The organism is Rhizobium leucaenae USDA 9039, from assembly GCF_000426285.1.
GTDB lineage: Bacteria > Pseudomonadota > Alphaproteobacteria > Rhizobiales > Rhizobiaceae > Rhizobium > Rhizobium leucaenae.
The window spans coordinates 23,712-40,189 of the sequence record NZ_AUFB01000025.1 but is presented as its reverse complement, the minus strand read 5'-3'; the positions used below and the strand labels follow the sequence as shown (position 1 = coordinate 40,189).

General features: G+C 61.6%; 14 protein-coding genes. 1 reads left to right on the top strand and 13 read right to left on the bottom strand.

The genetic code is table 11. The features are described from left to right. Positions 1–5: 5 nt before the first annotated feature. Genes K290_RS0126825 through K290_RS0126790 form a run of 8 tightly spaced genes read right to left on the bottom strand, consistent with a single transcriptional unit; the run spans position 6 to position 9,143 of the window. The gene (locus tag K290_RS0126825) at positions 6–1,973 is read right to left on the bottom strand and encodes a 3-hydroxyacyl-CoA dehydrogenase NAD-binding domain-containing protein (protein ID WP_028754714.1); all 1,968 of its coding nucleotides are present in this window, start codon (positions 1,971–1,973) and stop codon (positions 6–8) included. 12 nt (positions 1,974–1,985) lie between these two features. Next, entirely contained in the window at positions 1,986–2,381 is a 396-nt protein-coding gene (locus K290_RS0126820; protein ID WP_028754713.1) for a RidA family protein, read from the bottom strand. Beyond that, positions 2,359–2,790: an acyl-CoA thioesterase gene (locus tag K290_RS0126815; protein WP_028754712.1), complete on the bottom strand. Its 432-nt coding sequence runs from the start codon at positions 2,788–2,790 to the stop codon at positions 2,359–2,361. The genes K290_RS0126820 and K290_RS0126815 overlap by 23 nt, the downstream gene beginning before the upstream one ends. Positions 2,791–2,798: 8 nt before the next feature. Beyond that, on the bottom strand, positions 2,799–3,980 hold the full coding sequence (locus tag K290_RS0126810) for an acyl-CoA dehydrogenase (protein WP_028754711.1): 1,182 nt from the start codon (positions 3,978–3,980) through the stop codon (positions 2,799–2,801). A gap of 14 nt (positions 3,981–3,994) precedes the next feature. After that, a complete protein-coding gene (locus K290_RS0126805; RefSeq protein WP_028754710.1) occupies positions 3,995–5,176 on the bottom strand; it encodes an acyl-CoA dehydrogenase family protein in 1,182 nt (393 codons plus the stop codon). Positions 5,177–5,180: 4 nt separating this feature from the next. After that, a complete protein-coding gene (locus K290_RS0126800; RefSeq protein WP_028754709.1) occupies positions 5,181–6,032 on the bottom strand; it encodes an enoyl-CoA hydratase family protein in 852 nt (283 codons plus the stop codon). Beyond that, positions 6,029–6,817 (bottom strand): SDR family NAD(P)-dependent oxidoreductase, encoded by a 789-nt coding sequence (locus K290_RS0126795; RefSeq protein ID WP_028754708.1) that lies wholly within the window; start codon positions 6,815–6,817, stop codon positions 6,029–6,031. Before K290_RS0126795 ends, K290_RS0126800 begins: the two co-directional genes overlap by 4 nt. A 7-nt stretch (positions 6,818–6,824) precedes the next feature. Then, on the bottom strand, positions 6,825–9,143 hold the full coding sequence (locus tag K290_RS0126790) for a bifunctional salicylyl-CoA 5-hydroxylase/oxidoreductase (RefSeq protein ID WP_028754707.1): 2,319 nt from the start codon (positions 9,141–9,143) through the stop codon (positions 6,825–6,827). A 302-nt stretch (positions 9,144–9,445) separates the two neighbouring features. Here K290_RS0126790 and K290_RS0126785 point away from each other — a divergent pair, with 302 nt between their 5' ends. Beyond that, positions 9,446–11,065 (top strand): AMP-binding protein, encoded by a 1,620-nt coding sequence (locus tag K290_RS0126785; protein WP_028754706.1) that lies wholly within the window; start codon positions 9,446–9,448, stop codon positions 11,063–11,065. Here K290_RS0126785 and K290_RS0126780 read toward each other — a convergent pair. From K290_RS0126780 to K290_RS0126760, 5 genes are all read right to left on the bottom strand, one after another. Then, a complete protein-coding gene (locus K290_RS0126780) occupies positions 11,062–11,910 on the bottom strand; it encodes an ATP-binding cassette domain-containing protein (RefSeq protein WP_028754705.1) in 849 nt (282 codons plus the stop codon). The two genes, K290_RS0126785 and K290_RS0126780, sit on opposite strands and share 4 nt — an antisense overlap. Beyond that, complete coding sequence (locus tag K290_RS0126775) at positions 11,907–12,779, bottom strand: ABC transporter ATP-binding protein (protein WP_028754704.1); 873 nt, start codon at positions 12,777–12,779, stop codon at positions 11,907–11,909. The genes K290_RS0126780 and K290_RS0126775 overlap by 4 nt, the downstream gene beginning before the upstream one ends. Further along, the gene (locus K290_RS0126770) at positions 12,776–13,666 is read right to left on the bottom strand and encodes an ABC transporter permease (RefSeq protein ID WP_028754703.1); all 891 of its coding nucleotides are present in this window, start codon (positions 13,664–13,666) and stop codon (positions 12,776–12,778) included. The genes K290_RS0126775 and K290_RS0126770 overlap by 4 nt, the downstream gene beginning before the upstream one ends. Next, positions 13,659–14,666, bottom strand: coding sequence for an ABC transporter permease (locus K290_RS0126765; protein ID WP_028754702.1), 1,008 nt, complete (start codon positions 14,664–14,666; stop codon positions 13,659–13,661). The genes K290_RS0126770 and K290_RS0126765 overlap by 8 nt, the downstream gene beginning before the upstream one ends. A gap of 179 nt (positions 14,667–14,845) precedes the next feature. Further along, complete coding sequence (locus K290_RS0126760) at positions 14,846–16,381, bottom strand: ABC transporter substrate-binding protein (RefSeq protein ID WP_028754701.1); 1,536 nt, start codon at positions 16,379–16,381, stop codon at positions 14,846–14,848. Positions 16,382–16,478: the final 97 nt, after the last annotated feature.

The following is a 16,478-nucleotide window of genomic DNA, read 5'->3' as shown; positions in this document are numbered from 1 at the left end:
GGCTTTCACCGGCGCGCAGCCGCGAACATTGGGCCGCCCTTGTGCGATGGAAAACCGTAGCCGTTGATCATCACCAGATCGATATCGCCGGCGCGGGCGGCTATGCCCTCGGCCAAGAGCGCCTCGCCCTCGTCGGCCATGGCCTTCAGCAGCCGGGTGACGATCTCGTCTGCGGTAAAGCTGTTCGGCACAATGCTCTTTTCGGCGCGGGCGGCTTCGATCAGCGCCGTGACTTCGGGGTCCACCGTGCGCTTGCCATCCGGATAGCTGTACCAGCCCCGCCCAGCCTTTTGACCGAAGCGGCCGGCTTCGCAGAGGCGATCGGCGATGGTGACATAGCGGGCGGCGGGATCGCGCGTTGCCGCCTGGCGTTTGCGCCGCGCCCAGGCGATTTCGAGGCCGGCCATATCGTAAACGGCGAAGAGTCCCATCGGGAAACCATAGGCCTCTAGCGCGGCATCGATCTCATGCGGTAGCGCGCCGTCCTCGATCATGAATTCGGCTTCGCGGCGATAGGCGGAGAAAATGCGATTGCCGATGAAACCCTCGGTGACGCCGCAGACGATAGGGAGTTTGCCGAGGCGTTTGGAGAAGGCGAGGGCGCTTGCCAGCACATCCGGCGCCGTCTTTTCGCAGTTTACCACTTCCAGCAGCCGCATGATGTTGGCGGGCGAGAAGAAGTGCAGACCGACGATCCGCTCGGGATGGGCGGTGGCGGCGGCGATGGCATTTGGATCGAGGTAGCTGGTGTTGGTCGCAAGGATGGCATCAGCGCGAACAATGCGGTCGAGGCGCTGGAACAGTTCGGTCTTGACGGTCAGGTCATCGAAGACGGCTTCGATGACGAGATCGGCTTGCGCAAGCTCCTGCGCATCGGCGGCGACAACCAATCGGCCCAGGCGATCGTCCCGGCCTGCCATATCGAGGCGGCCGGATTGAACGGCTTTGTCGAGGATGCCGGTAATGCGATCTCGGCCCTTGTCGGCGGCTTCGTGGGTTTGCTCGATGCCGACGACGCGGTAGCCGGCGTTCAGCGCAGCCGCTGCAATGCCGGAGCCCATAAGGCCGGTTCCGACGATGCCGACGGTTTCGATCTTGCGCGGTGCAACTTTTTCGAGGCCGTCGACCTTGCCGGCGGTCCGTTCCGCAAAGAAGACGTGGCGCAGTGCTGCGGCCTCTTCGCTGTCGCGGAGTTTGACGAAGATGCGACGTTCCTCGGCAAGGCCTTCGCCCAGCGATGACGTCGCGGCAAGGCGAACAAGGCGAACGGCTTCGGCGGGCGCGTGCTGACCACGCGCCTTGCGAAGAGCGTCCGCGTCCGCTTTGTCGATGGGTTCCTTAGAGTCTTCTGGGACAGGCAATTTGCCGGTGCGACGCAGGGGAAGATCGACTGCGCTCTTGGCCGCGGCAATGGCCGCATCGATCAGCGAGTTTTCGATCAGGCTATCGATAATACCGAGTTTGTGTGCGTGACCGGCCGAAACGATACGCCCATTGGCGATCAAATCGATGGCGGCGGCAGCGCCGATCAGGCGCGGCAGGCGCTGCGTGCCGCCGGCCCCGGGTACGATGCCGAGCTTGACTTCCGGCAGGCCGATTTTCGCAGAGGGAGCGGCATAGCGCTTGTGGCAGGCAAGCGCCACTTCCAGGCCGCCGCCGAGCGCGGCACCATTTATGGCAGCAGTGACCGGTTTGGAGAAATCTTCGATGCGGGCAATGACTTGCGGCAGTAGCGGCTCGACGGGCGGTTTGCCGAATTCTTTGATATCGGCGCCGCCGATGAAAATGTTGCCAGGCCCTGTCAATATGACCGCAACGATCGCACCGTCCTTCTCGGCATGATCGAGCGCCGCCATCAGGCCGGCGCGGACATCGGCCGAGAGGGCATTGACGGGCGGATTGTCGATGGTGACGACCAGAACGCCATCGGTCAGCGTCGCCGAAATGGTGTCCGAAAAACGCAATGCCGACATGGCGGGGCCGTCCTATTCCGGAATGACTGCGGTCGCTTGGATTTCGATCTTGGCGCGATCCTCGACGAGGGCGACGACCTGCACGGCGGCCATTGCCGGGAAATGACGGCCGATGATCTCGCGGTAGACCTGGCCGATACCCTTGAGATTGGCGAGATATTCGCTTTTATCGGTGAAATACCAGGTCATCGAGGTGATGTGCTGCGGCTTGGCGCCGCCCTCGGCGAGGATGTCGACGACATTCTTCAAAGTCTGGCGCACCTGCTCGACGAAATCGTCGCTTTCGAATTGGCAGGCTGCGTTCCAGCCGACCTGACCGCCGACGAACACCATGCGACCGGTCGCCGCCATGCCGTTGGCATATCCGATCGGCTTGGCCCAGCCTTCAGGTTGCAGGATGGTGTGCATCGGTCATCTCCAGATGAGGGGTCAGCGCGGCACGGATATCATCCGGCCACGCAATGGATTTATGGGTGTCGATCGAGGTGGCGACGACGCGATGCTTGGCCGACCACAGCACCTGGCCGTTCGCCGAGACCTGATGTTCCAGATCCAGCGAGGAGCGGCCGATGCCGCGCACTGCCAGCATGAATTCGAGATTGTCGCCCTGTAGGCCCGGCTTCACAAAGGTCAGATCCAGCCGCACCGTGGGCACGCCGAGGCGGCGGTCGTTGATCAGCACCTTCCAGGGAAAGCCGAGAGAGCCGAAATAATCCTCCAGCACCCCGACGAGGATGTTCAGATACGACGGAAAATAGGCGATCCCCGAGGGATCGCAGTCTCCGAAGCGCAGAGGTCTGGTGGTTTTGAACGCCAAGGCCGGCCTCAGTTCGAAAAGGCGGCGATGCCGGTGATGGCGCGGCCGAGGATGAGGGCGTGGATGTCGTGAGTGCCTTCGTAAGTGTTGACGACTTCGAGGTTGACGAGATGGCGAGCGATGCCGAACTCGTCCGAGATGCCGTTGCCGCCAAGCATGTCGCGGGCCGCACGGGCGATGTCGAGCGCCTTGCCGCAGCTATTTCGCTTCAGGATCGAGGTGAGCTCCACCGGCGGATATCCGTCTTCCTTCAAGCGGCCAAGCCGCAGGCAACCCTGCAGGCCGAGCGTAATCTCGGTGACCATGTCGGCGAGCTTCTTCTGGATGAGCTGGTTGGCGGCGAGCGGCCGGCCGAACTGCTTGCGGTCGAGCACATATTGCCGCGCCTTGGCATAGCAATCTTCGGCCGCCCCGAGCGCACCCCAAGCGATCCCGAAGCGGGCGGAGTTCAGGCAGGTGAAGGGACCCTTGAGCCCGGAAACGTTGGGCATCAGGTTTTCTTCCGGCACGAAGACATTGTCCATGACGACTTCGCCGGTGATGGAGGCGCGCAATCCCACCTTGCCGTGGATGGCGGGGGCGGACAGGCCTTTCCAATCCTTTTCCAGGATGAAGCCCCTGATAACGCCGTCGTCGGTCTTGGCCCAGACGACGAAGACGTCGGCGATCGGGGCATTGGAGATCCAGGTCTTGGCGCCGGTCAGGCTGTAGCCGCCGTCGACCTTCTTGGCACGCGTCACCATCGAGCCGGGATCGGAGCCGTGGTTCGGTTCGGTGAGGCCGAAGCAGCCGATCCATTCGCCGGTCGCAAGCTTCGGCAGATATTTCTGTTTCTGCGCCTCGGAGCCGAAGGCATTGATCGGCACCATGACGAGCGAAGACTGCACACTCATCATCGAGCGGTAGCCGCTGTCGACACGTTCTACTTCGCGAGCGATCAGACCATAGGCGACATAGCCGAGGCCGGCGCCGCCGTATTCCGGCGCGATCGTCGGACCGAGCAGGCCGAGTTCGCCCATTTCGCGGAAGATCGACGGATCGGTCTTCTCATGGCGGAAGGCTTCGAGCACACGGGGCGCCAATTTCTCCTGCGCATAGGCATGGGCAGTGTCCAGCACCATGCGTTCGTCATCGCTCAACTGCTCCGTCAGTCGGAACGGATCTGCCCAGTCGAAAATCTCGCGGCTCATCGTCTTGTCTCCCGTCATTTGATTTTCAGAAGTTCGCGCGCGACGATCAGTTTCTGAACCTCCGTCGCACCTTCGTAAATACGAAGCGCGCGTATCTCCCGATAGAGTTTTTCCGTTATTTCTCCCGCCTTGACGCCTCGCCCGCCGAAAAGCTGGACGGCACGGTCGATGACGGCTTGCGCGGTTTCCGTGGCCGTCATCTTGGCCATGGCCGCCTCGCGCGTCGTCGCCAGGTGCTGCACGTCGCGACGCCAGGCTGCCCGATAGGTGAGCAAGGCCGCTGCGTCGATGCCGGTCGCCATATCGCCGAGGGCGGCTTGCGTCAACTGAAGGTCACCGAGTGTTGCGCCGAACATCGGCCGCGTACGGACATGCGTCAGCGACTCGTCCAGTGCCCGCCGGGCAAAGCCAAGGCCTGCGGCGGCAACGGAAGCACGGAAGATATCGAGCGTGCGCATGGCGATCTTGAAGCCTTCACCCGGTGCGCCGAGCCGGCGCGACGCGGGAATGCGGCAGTTTTCGAAGCGGACCGTCGCCAGCGGATGCGGCGCGATCACTTCGATGCGTTCGGCGATCGAGAAGCCGGGATCGTCGGCAAAGACGACGAATGCAGAAATGCCGCGCGTGCCCGGCGCCTCGCCGGTACGGGCAAAGACGGTGTAGACATCGGCGATGCCGCCATTGGAAATCCAGGTCTTTTCGCCATCGAGAACATAGTGATCGCCATCGGCGCGGGCCGCGCAGGTCATCGCGGCGACATCCGAGCCAGCATCCTTTTCCGACAGCGCAAAGGCCGCGAGCCAGTCGCCGGCGCGAACTTTCGGCAGCACGGCGGCGCGCAGTTCGGCAGAGCCGGTAAGACCGATCGCACCGGTGCCGAGGCCCTGCATGGCAAAGGCGAAATCGGCAAGGCCATCGTGCCAGGCGAGCGTTTCGCGCGCGAGGCAAACGAGGCGGGAATCGATCAGCGGGTCGCTATCCGAAGTGCCGGTGGCGGCTGCGAGGAGGCGGGCGTCGCCGAGCGCCTTGACCAGTTTGCGGCAGGTGCCGTCGACATCGCGATGGTCGATATCCGCCATGGCGGAGGATTTGGCGAAAGCGTCGACTTCAGCCACGAATTCCCGGTGGCGCTCATCGAAGAACGGCCAATCCAGATGATCCCGGCTCGGACCGGAGAGGCTTGAGACAGCGGACATAGCCTCAATTCCCTTGGAATTCAGGCTTGCGCTTGGCGGCGAAGGCCTCGAAGGCGCGGCGGAAATCCTGGGTGGCCATGCAGACGGCTTGGGCCTGTGCCTCGGACTCGATCATCTCGTCGATGCCCATCGCCCATTCCTGGTTCAGCATGGTCTTGGTCATTCCATGCGCGAACCAAGGCCCATCGGCCAGCGAGCGAGCGAGCTTTATGGCTTCCTGCTCCAGATCGGCGCTGACATGCAGGCTGTTGTAGAAACCCCAGGCGTGGCCTTCGGCCGAAGTCATCGAACGGCCGGTGAACAGCAGTTCGGCGGCACGGCCCTGGCCGATGATGCGGGGAAGGATTCCGCATGCGCCCATGTCGGCGCCGGCAAGACCGACACGCGTGAAGAGAAAGGCGGTCTTGGCTTCGAACGTCGCCAGGCGCAGATCGGAGGCCATGGCGAGAATGGCGCCGGCGCCGGCGCAGATGCCGTCGACGGCGGAGATGATCGGCTGCGGGCACTTGCGCATGGCTTTGACCAGATCCCCGGTCATGCGCGTGAAGGCGAGAAGCTCGGGCATCGCCATGCGGGTCAGTGGTTCGATGATCTCGAAGACATCGCCGCCGGATGAGAAGTTGCCGCCGGCTCCGGTCAATACGACCGCGCGGACATCGGAGGCGTAAACGAGGTCACGGAAGAGATCGCGCAGTTCGGCATAGCTGTCGAACGTCAGCGGGTTCTTGCGCTCAGGGCGGTTCAGCCGGATCGTGGCGACACGGCCGTCATCGCTGACCTCCCAGAGGAAATGTTGCGGCTTGTAGTCTTTGAAGGGCTTGAGATGGCCCTGCATCGTCATATCCCGATCGCTCATCCGGCTAAAACCTCCCCACCGGCAACCGCGATTGCCTGACCATTGATCGATGCCGCCGCCGGCGATGCCAGCCACAGAACGGTGTCGGCAACCTCCTGGGGTTTGACGAGCCGCCCCTGCGGATTGGATTTGGTGAATTCCGAAAGCGCCTGTTCCGCCGTGCGTCCCGTCTTGGCGACGATCGTTGCGATCGAACGTTCGATGATCGGCGTATCGGTGAAACCCGGGCAGACGGCGTTGACCGTGATGCCGGTCTTTGCCAACTCCAGTGCCAGCGAGCGCGTCAAGCCGACGACGCCATGCTTGGCGGCAACATAGGCGGACACGTAGCCATAGCCGGTCAGGCCTGCCGTGGAAGCAATGTTGATGATGCGCGCGCCGGCGCCGTATGCTTTGAGATCGGGCAGGACGGCCTGCGTCACCAGGAAAACGCCGGTGAGATCGACCGTCAGGACGCGGTTCCACATCTCCAGGCTGGTTTTTTCGAAAGGCGCAGTCGGTGCCTCGCCGGCATTGTTGACGAGAATATCGACAGGACCGAATTTTTCGCGGGCAATGTTCAGCCCACCGCCAATCGCTTCGACGCTCGCAACATCGAATCCGTCGACGACGAGAGCATTCGCGCCGATTTCGGCAGCGACGGCCTCGAGCGGTTCTGTTTTTCGCCCAGCAAGCGTCACGCGTGCACCCTCGGCCGCAAGCGCCCGCGCGATCGCGGCGCCGATGCCGCTACCGGCGCCGGTGACGAGGGCATGGCGGCCTGTGAGTTTACCTGACGTCGTCATCGGTTGCTCACTTCGCCGGCGCAGCGGCGGCCGCGCGGGCAAGGTTGGTTTCGTATTGCACCTTGCCGGAGAGATATTGCTTCGGCCAGGCGATCGAGGTCAGGCCGATCTTGGCGGCTTCGTGCAGCGACCAGGCAGGATCTGCCAGATGCGGACGGGCGACGGCGCAGAGATCGGCGCGTCCGGCAGCGATGATCGAGTTGGCATGGTCGGCCTCGGAGATCGCGCCGACGGCGATGGTCGGAATGCCGATCTCATTGCGGATCTTGTCCGAGAACGGCGTCTGGAAGAGGCGGCCATAGACAGGCTTTTCCTCCTTCGACACCTGACCGGATGAACAATCGATCAGGTCAGCGCCGGCATCCTTGAACATACCAGCGAAAATCGCCGCATCTTCCGGCGTGTTGCCGCCATCGGTCCAGTCATGACAGGAAAGACGGACGGACATGGGCTTGTCCTCGGGCCAGATTGCGCGCATGGCCCGGAAGATTTCCAGGGGATAACGGGCGCGATTTTCATGGCTGCCGCCATATTCATCTTCGCGCAGATTGGTGAGCGGCGACAGGAAGCTCGACAGGAGATAGCCGTGAGCGCAGTGCAGTTCCAGCCAATCAGCGCCCGTGGTGATCGCCAGTTTCGTCGCATGGATAAAATCGGCCTTGACGCGATCCATGTCGGCGCGGTCCATGGCCTTCGGGACCTGACTGTTCTTGAGATAGGGGACCGCAGAGGCTGAGATCAGCGGCCATTCGCCTTTGGCTACCGGCTGATCGATCCCCTCCCACGCCACTTTCGTCGCACCCTTGCGGCCGGCATGGCCGAGCTGGATGCCGACTTTGGCGGCGCTGTTTGTATGAACGAATTCGACAAGCCGCCTCCACTGTGCCGCCTGTTCCTCGTTCCAGAGGCCAAGGCAGCCGGGGGTAATGCGGGCATCGGGCGTGACGCAGGTCATTTCCGCAAAGACGAGACCGGCTCCGCCAAGGGCACGTGAGCCGAGATGAATGATATGGAAATCGTTCATGACGCCGTTTTCTGCCGAATACATTGCCATCGGCGAGACGACGATGCGGTTGACGAGCGTTACATCGCGTAGCTGATAGGGCGTGAACATCGGCGGCAGGCAGCGGTCGTTGCCGACTGCAAGACCGGATTTCCTCGCGAACCAGCGCTCATAGCCTTCCAGCCAAGTCTTATCGCGCAGCCGCAGGTTCTCGTGGCTGATGCGCTGCGAGCGGGTCAGCATCGAATACATGAACTGCTCGGGTTCCAACGTGTCGGCGTAGCGGCGACCGACCACTTCGAACCATTCCATGGCGTTGCGCGCCGCATTCTGGATGCGGGCGACGTCGACGCGGCGGATCTCTTCATAGGCTTCTAGAACCGCCGGGATATTGTCCTTGCTGTGCCCGTGGATCTGGAATTGCCGAGTGAGTTCGATCGCGTCATCAATGGCGAGTTTTGTACCGGAGCCGATGGCGAAATGGGCGGTGTGGGCGGCGTCGCCCATCAGCACGACATGCGAGTTGCCGTTGAAATGGCTCCACTTACCGCAGATCAACCGGTTGAAATTCAGCCAGGCCGAGCCGCGGATATGACGCGCATTGGTCATCAGCGCAGCGCCGTCGAGCACTTCCGAGAACAAGTTTTCACAAAAGGCGATCGAGCCGTCCTGGTCCATCTTGTCGAGACCGTGGGCAAGATAGGCTTCCTCGGTGGTTTCGACGATGAAGGTCGAGGTCTTGTCATCGAACTTGTAGATATGCGCCTGGAACCAGCCGTGTTCGCTCTTGCGGAAATCGAAGGTGAAGGCGTCGAAGAGCTTGTTGGTGCCGAGCCAGATGTAGCGGTTCGGCCGGGTGATCATGTCCGGTTGGAAGACTTCGGGATAGTGGTTGCGGATCCGTGAGTTCAGACCATCCGAACCGATGATCAGATCGGCGTCCGGAAAGTCGAGATCGGACGTGACGTCGGTTTCGAAGATCAGCTCGACGCCGAGAGCTTCGCAGCGCTTCTGCAGGATATTCAACAGCTTCTTGCGGCCGATGCCGACGAAGCCGTGGCCGGAGGTACGCTGACGCGTGCCCTTGAACCAGATCTCGATATCGTCCCAATGATTGAAGGCATCTTCGATTTCGGCAGCACTTTCCGGATCCCATTCGCGCATCGACACCATGGTAGCATCGGAGAAGACGACACCCCAGCCGAAGGTGTCATAGGGGCGGTTGCGTTCGACGACCTTGATCGAATGCTCGGGATGCAACTTCTTCATCAGAAGCCCAAAATAGAGGCCCGCGGGTCCGCCGCCGATACAGACGATTTGCATCGCTTATCCCTCCTGTGACACCGAAGCCGGGCCACTCGAATTTATTTAAGTTTAAAATATCTTGTCGCCACCATTCGTCAAGAGTTGTCTCGCCGGATTCTCAGGGTGAAATGCGATCCTCGGGGTAAATTAAGATCAAAATATGCTTCTGAATCAATGAATTTCGAAAATTATTTTAGGCTTAAAATTTCTTCCTTGAACATTTGCGTCTTCGGTGCAATCATTTTCCGCGATGCTGCACACGCTGCCGGGAGATCGGCGTTGAGCGGCGAATTGGGTCGAGAGGAATGCGGGAGCGAACCATGCTTGGACCGACGGGTCATGCCGATACATTCACGCGGGACAACCTGCCGCCGGCAGGGGAATGGCCGGAGCTGCTGCTCGATGGTTTCGACTATCCCGAATGGCTGAATGCCGGTGTCGAACTCAGCGACCGCATGGTCGAGCGCGGCTTCGGCGATCACGTCGCGCTGATCGGCAATGGCCGCCGGCGTACCTACAAGGAGCTGGCGGACTGGACCAATCGCATTGCGCATGCGCTTGTCGAGAATTTCGGTATCAAGCCCGGTAATCGTGTTCTTATCCGCTCGGGCAACAATCCGGCGATGATTGCCTGCTGGCTGGCGGTGACCAAGGTCGGCGCCGTCGCGGTCAACACCATGCCGATGCTGCGATCGGGCGAGCTGTCGAAGATCATCGACAAGGCGGAAATCACTTTTGCGCTCTGCGACACGAGGCTGCTGGAAGATCTCGTTGCGGCGGCGAAGGAAAGCCGGTTTCTGAAGCAGGTCGTCGGCTTCGACGGCACCGCCAATCACGATGCTGAGCTTGATAGGATCGCGCTCAACATGCCGGTGCGTTTCGAGGCAGCAAAGACGGGGCGGGACGATGTGGCGCTACTTGGCTTCACCTCGGGATCGACGGGAGTTCCCAAGGCCACCATGCATTTCCACCGGGATATCCTCATCATTGCCGACACCTATGCCAAGGAAGTCCTGCAGGTGACGCCCGAGGATGTTTTCATCGGCTCGCCGCCGATCGCCTTTACCTTCGGGCTTGGCGGTCTCGTCGTGTTCCCGCTGCGGTTCGGAGCGTCGACGGCGCTGCTCGAAAATGCTTCGCCGAAGAATATGATCGAGATCATTCAGGAATATGGCGCGACGATCAGCTTTACTGCGCCGACTGCCTATCGCGCCATGCTGACGGCCATGGAGGAAGGAGCTGACCTTTCTTCCCTCCGCATTGCCGTTTCCGCCGGCGAGACGCTGCCGGGGCCGATCTTCGAAGAGTGGACGCGGAAGACCGGCAAGCCGATCCTCGATGGCATCGGCTCGACGGAATTGCTGCATATCTTCATTTCCAACCGGCTTCACGATGCCAAGCCCAACTGCACTGGCAAGCCGCTCGCCGGCTATGAGGCGTGCGTTGTCGATGACGACATGAAAGAGGTCCCGCGCGGCACGATCGGCAAGCTCCTGGTTCGCGGCCCCATCGGTTGCCGCTACCTCGCCGACCACCGGCAGGCCGACTATGTCAGGGATGGCTGGAATGTGACGGGGGACAGCTTCATTCAGGATGGAGACGGCTATTTCCATTTCGCCGCCCGCTCCGACGATATTATTCTTTCGGCCGGCTACAATATCGCCGGACCGGAAGTGGAGGCGGCGCTGCTATCTCATGCCGACGTGCTGGAATGCGCCGTTGTCGGCAAGCCTGACGACGATCGTGGTCATATCGTTCAGGCGCATGTGGTGCTGATGCCCGGCATCACCGGCTCGGATCTGCTGGTGAAGGCGCTGCAGGATCACGTCAAAGCAATGATCGCGCCCTATAAATATCCCCGGTCCATCGTCTTCGTGGACGCTTTGCCGAAGACTGAATCAGGCAAGATCCAGCGCTTCCGGCTGAAACAGCCGGGTTAAGCCGCATCCTCCTGCGCGGTTTCGCGGCCGAGCCAGGTAGGATCGATCTCCGGCAACGGGATGGCGTCAAGCAGCATGCGGGTATAGCCGGAGGCAGGCGCCGCGAAGACGTGCTCGCAGTCGCCTTCTTCCACCACCCGTCCATGGCGCATCACATAGACGCGGTTGCAAATGGCGCGAATGACGGAGAGATCGTGGCTGATGAATGCCATCGACAGGCCGAGGTCGCGGGAAAGCTCCTTCAGCAAATTCAGCACCTGCGCCTGCGTCGAGACATCGAGGCCGGAGACGATTTCGTCGGCAAGCACGAAATCCGGCTCGAGAAGGGCGGCGCGGGCGATGCCGATGCGCTGGCGCTGACCGCCGGAAAGCTCATGCGGATTGCGGTCGAGACAGGCATGCGGCAGCGTCACGCGGTCGAGGATCGCAGCGACGCGGCGTTCGGCGGCCTCCCGGTCGGTCACAAGCCCATGCAGCAGTAGCGGCTCGACCAGGATGCGGCGGATCGTATGGCGCGGATTGAGCGAAGCCATGGGGTCCTGGAAGATCATCTGCATGCGCCGGCGCAGCGGTCGCATTTGGGTGTCCGGCAGACGGGTGATATCCCTACCGTCGAAATGGATCGTGCCGGCGGAGAGGCCGACCAGCCGCAGCAGTGCCCGCCCCAGCGTTGTCTTGCCGGAGCCGCTTTCGCCGACGATGCCGACGGTCTCGCCGCGGCGGATGTCGATATCGACGCTGTGCAGCACCCTGTTACCGCCATCGGCCGGGCCAAAAAGATGGCGCTTGGCGCCGTAGGTGACGTCGAGGCCTTTTGCCGAGAGGAGGATGTCGGACGCACTCATCTTCCGCCCTCCCGAATGCCGATTTCACTGCGCAATTGTTCGAAGACCGCTTGCGGCACCGGCGTCAGCCCGGCATCGGGCCGGTCATAGCGCGGTCCGGCGGCGATAAGGGATTTGGTATAGATGTGTTGGGGATTGCCGAGCACGTCGGCCGTGCGGCCATCCTCGATGACCTTGCCGGCGTAAAGCAGGGTGACTGTATCGCAGATCTGCGCGACGACGCCGAGATCGTGGGTGACGAAGATGACGGCGGTGCCGTGTGCCTCCTGCAGGCCGCGGATCAGCCGCAGGATTTGCTTCTGTACCGTGACATCAAGGGCCGTGGTCGGCTCGTCGGCGACCACCAGCTTCGGCTCCAGCGCGAAGGCGGCGGCGATCAATATGCGCTGGCGCATGCCGCCGGAAAGTTCGTGCGGATAGGCGCGCAATACCCGTTCAGGATCGCGGATATGCACTTCCGCCAGCAATTTCAGGGCCCGTAGCCTGGCATCGCGCGAAGACAGGCCACGCTTCAGTCGCAAACCATCGGTCAATTGCGCCTCGATGCGTCGGCCAGGATTGAGAGCGGTCTGCGGGTCCTGCGGGATCAGTGAAATCTCGTTGCCCATGATGTCGCGAAGCTGCTTCGCGGGCAGTTTCAGCAGATCGTGGCTTTCGAACAGAATTGAGCCGTTGGTAACGCGTACCGTACGCGGCAAAATTCCGAGCAGGGCTTTGGCGATAGTGGATTTGCCGGCGCCGCTTTCGCCGACGAGGCCGCGGACTTCGCCGCGTTGCAACGTCAGCGAGACATCGCGCAGGATCGGCGCGCCGCCATCGCGGTCGGAGACGGCGTTCAAGCCGGTGATGGAGAGAAGCGGTTCGGTCATCGGCGCATCACCGGGTCGAGTGCGCGGCGCAGGCCGTCGCCGAGTTGGTTGAAGGCGAGCACCGTGGCAAAGAGCGCGATGAGCGGCACGAGAAGTACCCACCAGCCGTCATAGATGATCTGTCGCCCTTGGGCGATCATGCCGCCCCAGGTCGGCGTGTCCGAAGAGACCGACAGGCCGACAAAGGAAAGGATGGCCTCGACGATGACGGCGATACCCATCTCCAGGCTGACGAGGGCGATCAGGACAGGCGCGACATTTGGCAGAATTTCACTAAACAGGATTTTTGCACGCGAGAAGCCGATCGTGCGGGCGGCGGTGACATAATCCATTTGTGCCTGCGCCTGGGTTTCGGAGCGTACGACGCGGCAGAAGCGCGTCCAGTCGATGATGACGATGGCGGCGATGACCGAATGCACGCCGGAGCCGAAAACGGCCACCAGCAGGATCGATAGTAGCACCGGCGGAAAGGCCATCCAGATGTCGACGAGGCGCGAGATCACTCTGTCGATCCAGCCGCCATACCAGCCGGCGAAAAGGCCGAGCAGCGTGCCGATCAGGGCCGCCAAGCCTGCCGCGACGAAGGCGACGATGAGGGCGACGCGTGAGCCGAATATGGCGCGAGACAGCACATCGCGGCCAAGGTCGTCCGTGCCAAGGAGAAAGCCCGGGTCAGAACCGTTGAGCCAGATGGGCGGCAGGGTGCCCGACATCAGGTCCTGCTCCAGAGGGTCTTTCGGTGCGATATAGGGTGCGAAGATCGCAAGGATGATCAGGATGAGGATGAAGCCGCCGCCGAAGATCACCTTCGGTTCCGACAGCAGCGCACGCAGGCGCCTGGCGGCACGCGACGGTTTGGGCGAGGCAGTCGCGGCGATATCAGCCATGGGCGAGCCTCGGATTGAAGGCGGCCACCAGCAGGTCGACGGCCAGATTGATGAGAATGAAGAGGGCGCCGAAGACCAGCACAAGACCCTGGATCAGCGGCAGGTCGCGATTGATGACGGCGTCGATCGCCATATTGCCGATGCCGGGATAGGCAAAGATGCGCTCGACGATCACGGTGCCGCCGATCAGGAAGGTGAACTGCACGCCGGTGAGCGCGATCGTTGGGCCGACAGCGTTGCGGAGTGCTTCCTGCAACACCAAGCGCAGGTTCGACATGCCTTTAAGCTTGGCGAGCAGAATATAGTCCTGCACCATGGCTTCCGAGAGCGTCGCCTTCAGCACGCGGGCGATAATGGCGGCGAGTGGCAGACCGAGCGCCAGCACCGGCATGACCATATGGGAAACGATATCGGCGAAGATCGAGAAACGGAAGGTGACCAGGCTTTCGATGAGATAGAAGGGTGTCGCGAATTGCGCGTCGATGCTCGGATCGATGCGGCCGGATAGCGGGAAGAGCGGAAAGAGAACGCCGAGGACCAGCACGAGAGCGAGTGCCCAGACGAAATCAGGTACGGCGAGAAAGAGGCCGTTGAGGCTGTCGATGATGGGTTCCAGCGGCGTGCGCCGGACAAGCGTGCCGACGATGGCGACTGCGCCGCCGAGAACAACTGCCAGCACCAGGGCGGTAAAGGCAAGCTCCAGCGTTGCCGGCAGGCGCTCTCCCAGCAAGGAAAGAACGTCGCGCTTCAAGGAAATCGAGGTGCCAAAATCGCCTGACAGAACCGATTTGAGCCAGATGCCGAACTGGGTGGCGAGACTGGCATCGAGGCCGTAATGAGCCCGGAGGGCAGCGATATCGGCGGGACTGGCGCCCGGCGAGATCATCATCGCAATCGGATCACCCGGCACGACGCGCAGCAGCACGAAGACGATCAACGCCACACCGAAAAGCGTGATGGCGGCCATGATCAGGCGATTGAGTGTGGAAACTGCTAGCATTCGTTATGAGTTCCGATCGCATTCGCTGGTGGCCATACCTTCTCCCGTCGGGGAGAAGGACGCGCGCAGCGCAGGTTGAGGGGGCGTTGCACCGTCAGGTTTTACGGAACATGCCGCGCCACCCCCTCATCCGACCCTTCGGGCCACCTTCTCCCCAAGGGGAGAAGGTAACTTACCCATCAAGCCTTCGACACCAGCGTCGGCTGCAGCGCGCCTGAAACATTCGGCGTCACCTTCAGGCTCGACTTATAGACGATCGGTTGGACATATTGCAGCAGCGGGATCACGTAGCCCTGCTCGGCGATATACTTGATCGCAGCCTTCCAGCCGGCAATGCGCTTTGCCTCGTCCTTTTCCACCCAGAGCGGCCCCAGCATGTCATCGACATCCTTGGTCTTCCAGGCCGAGTGCGGCGAAGGGCCGAACATGGCAAAGCCGGTCGAGGTCGTCGGGTCGCCGATGGCGTTGCCCCAGTTGTAGAAGGCGGCCGGGCCGAGCTTGTGGGCGGCGCGCAGCTCGTAATGCTTGGCGATTTCGTAGACCTCGATATCAGCTTCGATGCCGACCTTGCGCCACATGCCGACAATCGCCTGGATCATCTCATAATCCTTCGGCTTGAAGCCGCGGGTAGTCTTGATGCCGAACTTCACCGGCTTTTGCGGCGAATAGCCGCTGACCGCCAAAAGCTTCTTGGCCTGCTCCGGATCATAGGGGATCTTGATCGAGGCGTCGTAGGCCTCGTATTCCGGCGCTTCCAGCGTCGACAGAGGCTTGCCGTAACCGCGCAGCAGGCGCTTGATGATCGCTTCCTTGTCGATCGCCATATTGGCGGCGAGGCGGACGTTCTTGTCCAGCATCGGGTCGACATTGCTGATGAAGATCATGCCGATATCGGAGATCGGCGTGGCGACGCCGGCAAGTCCCGATTTCTTCTTCAGGCGGTCGAAATCCTCATAGGGGATTTCAAGTGTCACATCGGAGGAGCCGGATTCGATCTCAGCGACGCGGCTGGTCGTATCCGGTACGAATTTGAAGATGACGGTATCGAAGGCCGGCTTGCCGCCGAAATAGTTGGGGTTCGCCTTCAGCCGCAGGTAGGAATTGCCCTCATAGGCGTCGACCATGTAGGGGCCGGTGCCGACGGGCTTCTTTTCGAAGCCTTCCGCGCCGACCTTACTGTAATAGTCTTTCGGCAGGACATAGCCGGTCAGGAAGGCCATCCATTTGAAATAGGTCGGCTCGAAGCGAACGACATCGCCGGTGATGCGATTGCCTTCCACCTTATAATTGTTGGCTGTCGACCAGATGAACTGGATCGGATTGCCGGTCTCCTGTTTGGCGGCGCGCTCCAGCGACCAGACGACGTCGTCAGGCGTGAATTTGGAGCCGTCATGCCAGGCGACGCCCTCGCGGACATCCATCCAGACCTTGGTCTTATCGTCGTTCCAGCCCCAAGCGGTCAGCAAGCCCGGCTGGAATTTCAGATCCGGGCCTTGGCCGATATATTGGTCGAAGACGGAGCGATAGATTGCCTGGATCGTCGGATTGACCGCCGAGGGGCCGGTGGTGGGATCGAAAGAGGGCAAATTGACGTTGAAGGCAATGGTCAGCGTGCCGGCCTCGGCGGCTTCCACGCTCGTCCTGCCTGCGAGAATTCCCGTAATGAAAGCGGCCGCGCCGAGGCTCAATGCCTCGCGCCGAGTAAGTGTTGTCATGATCACTCCGTTCCCCTGTTAAGCGGCAGAAAAGCGCGACGCCCACCTGCCACTGGCGATTTATTTTCGGAATGTTTTAATCTTAAAATAAGGCTCC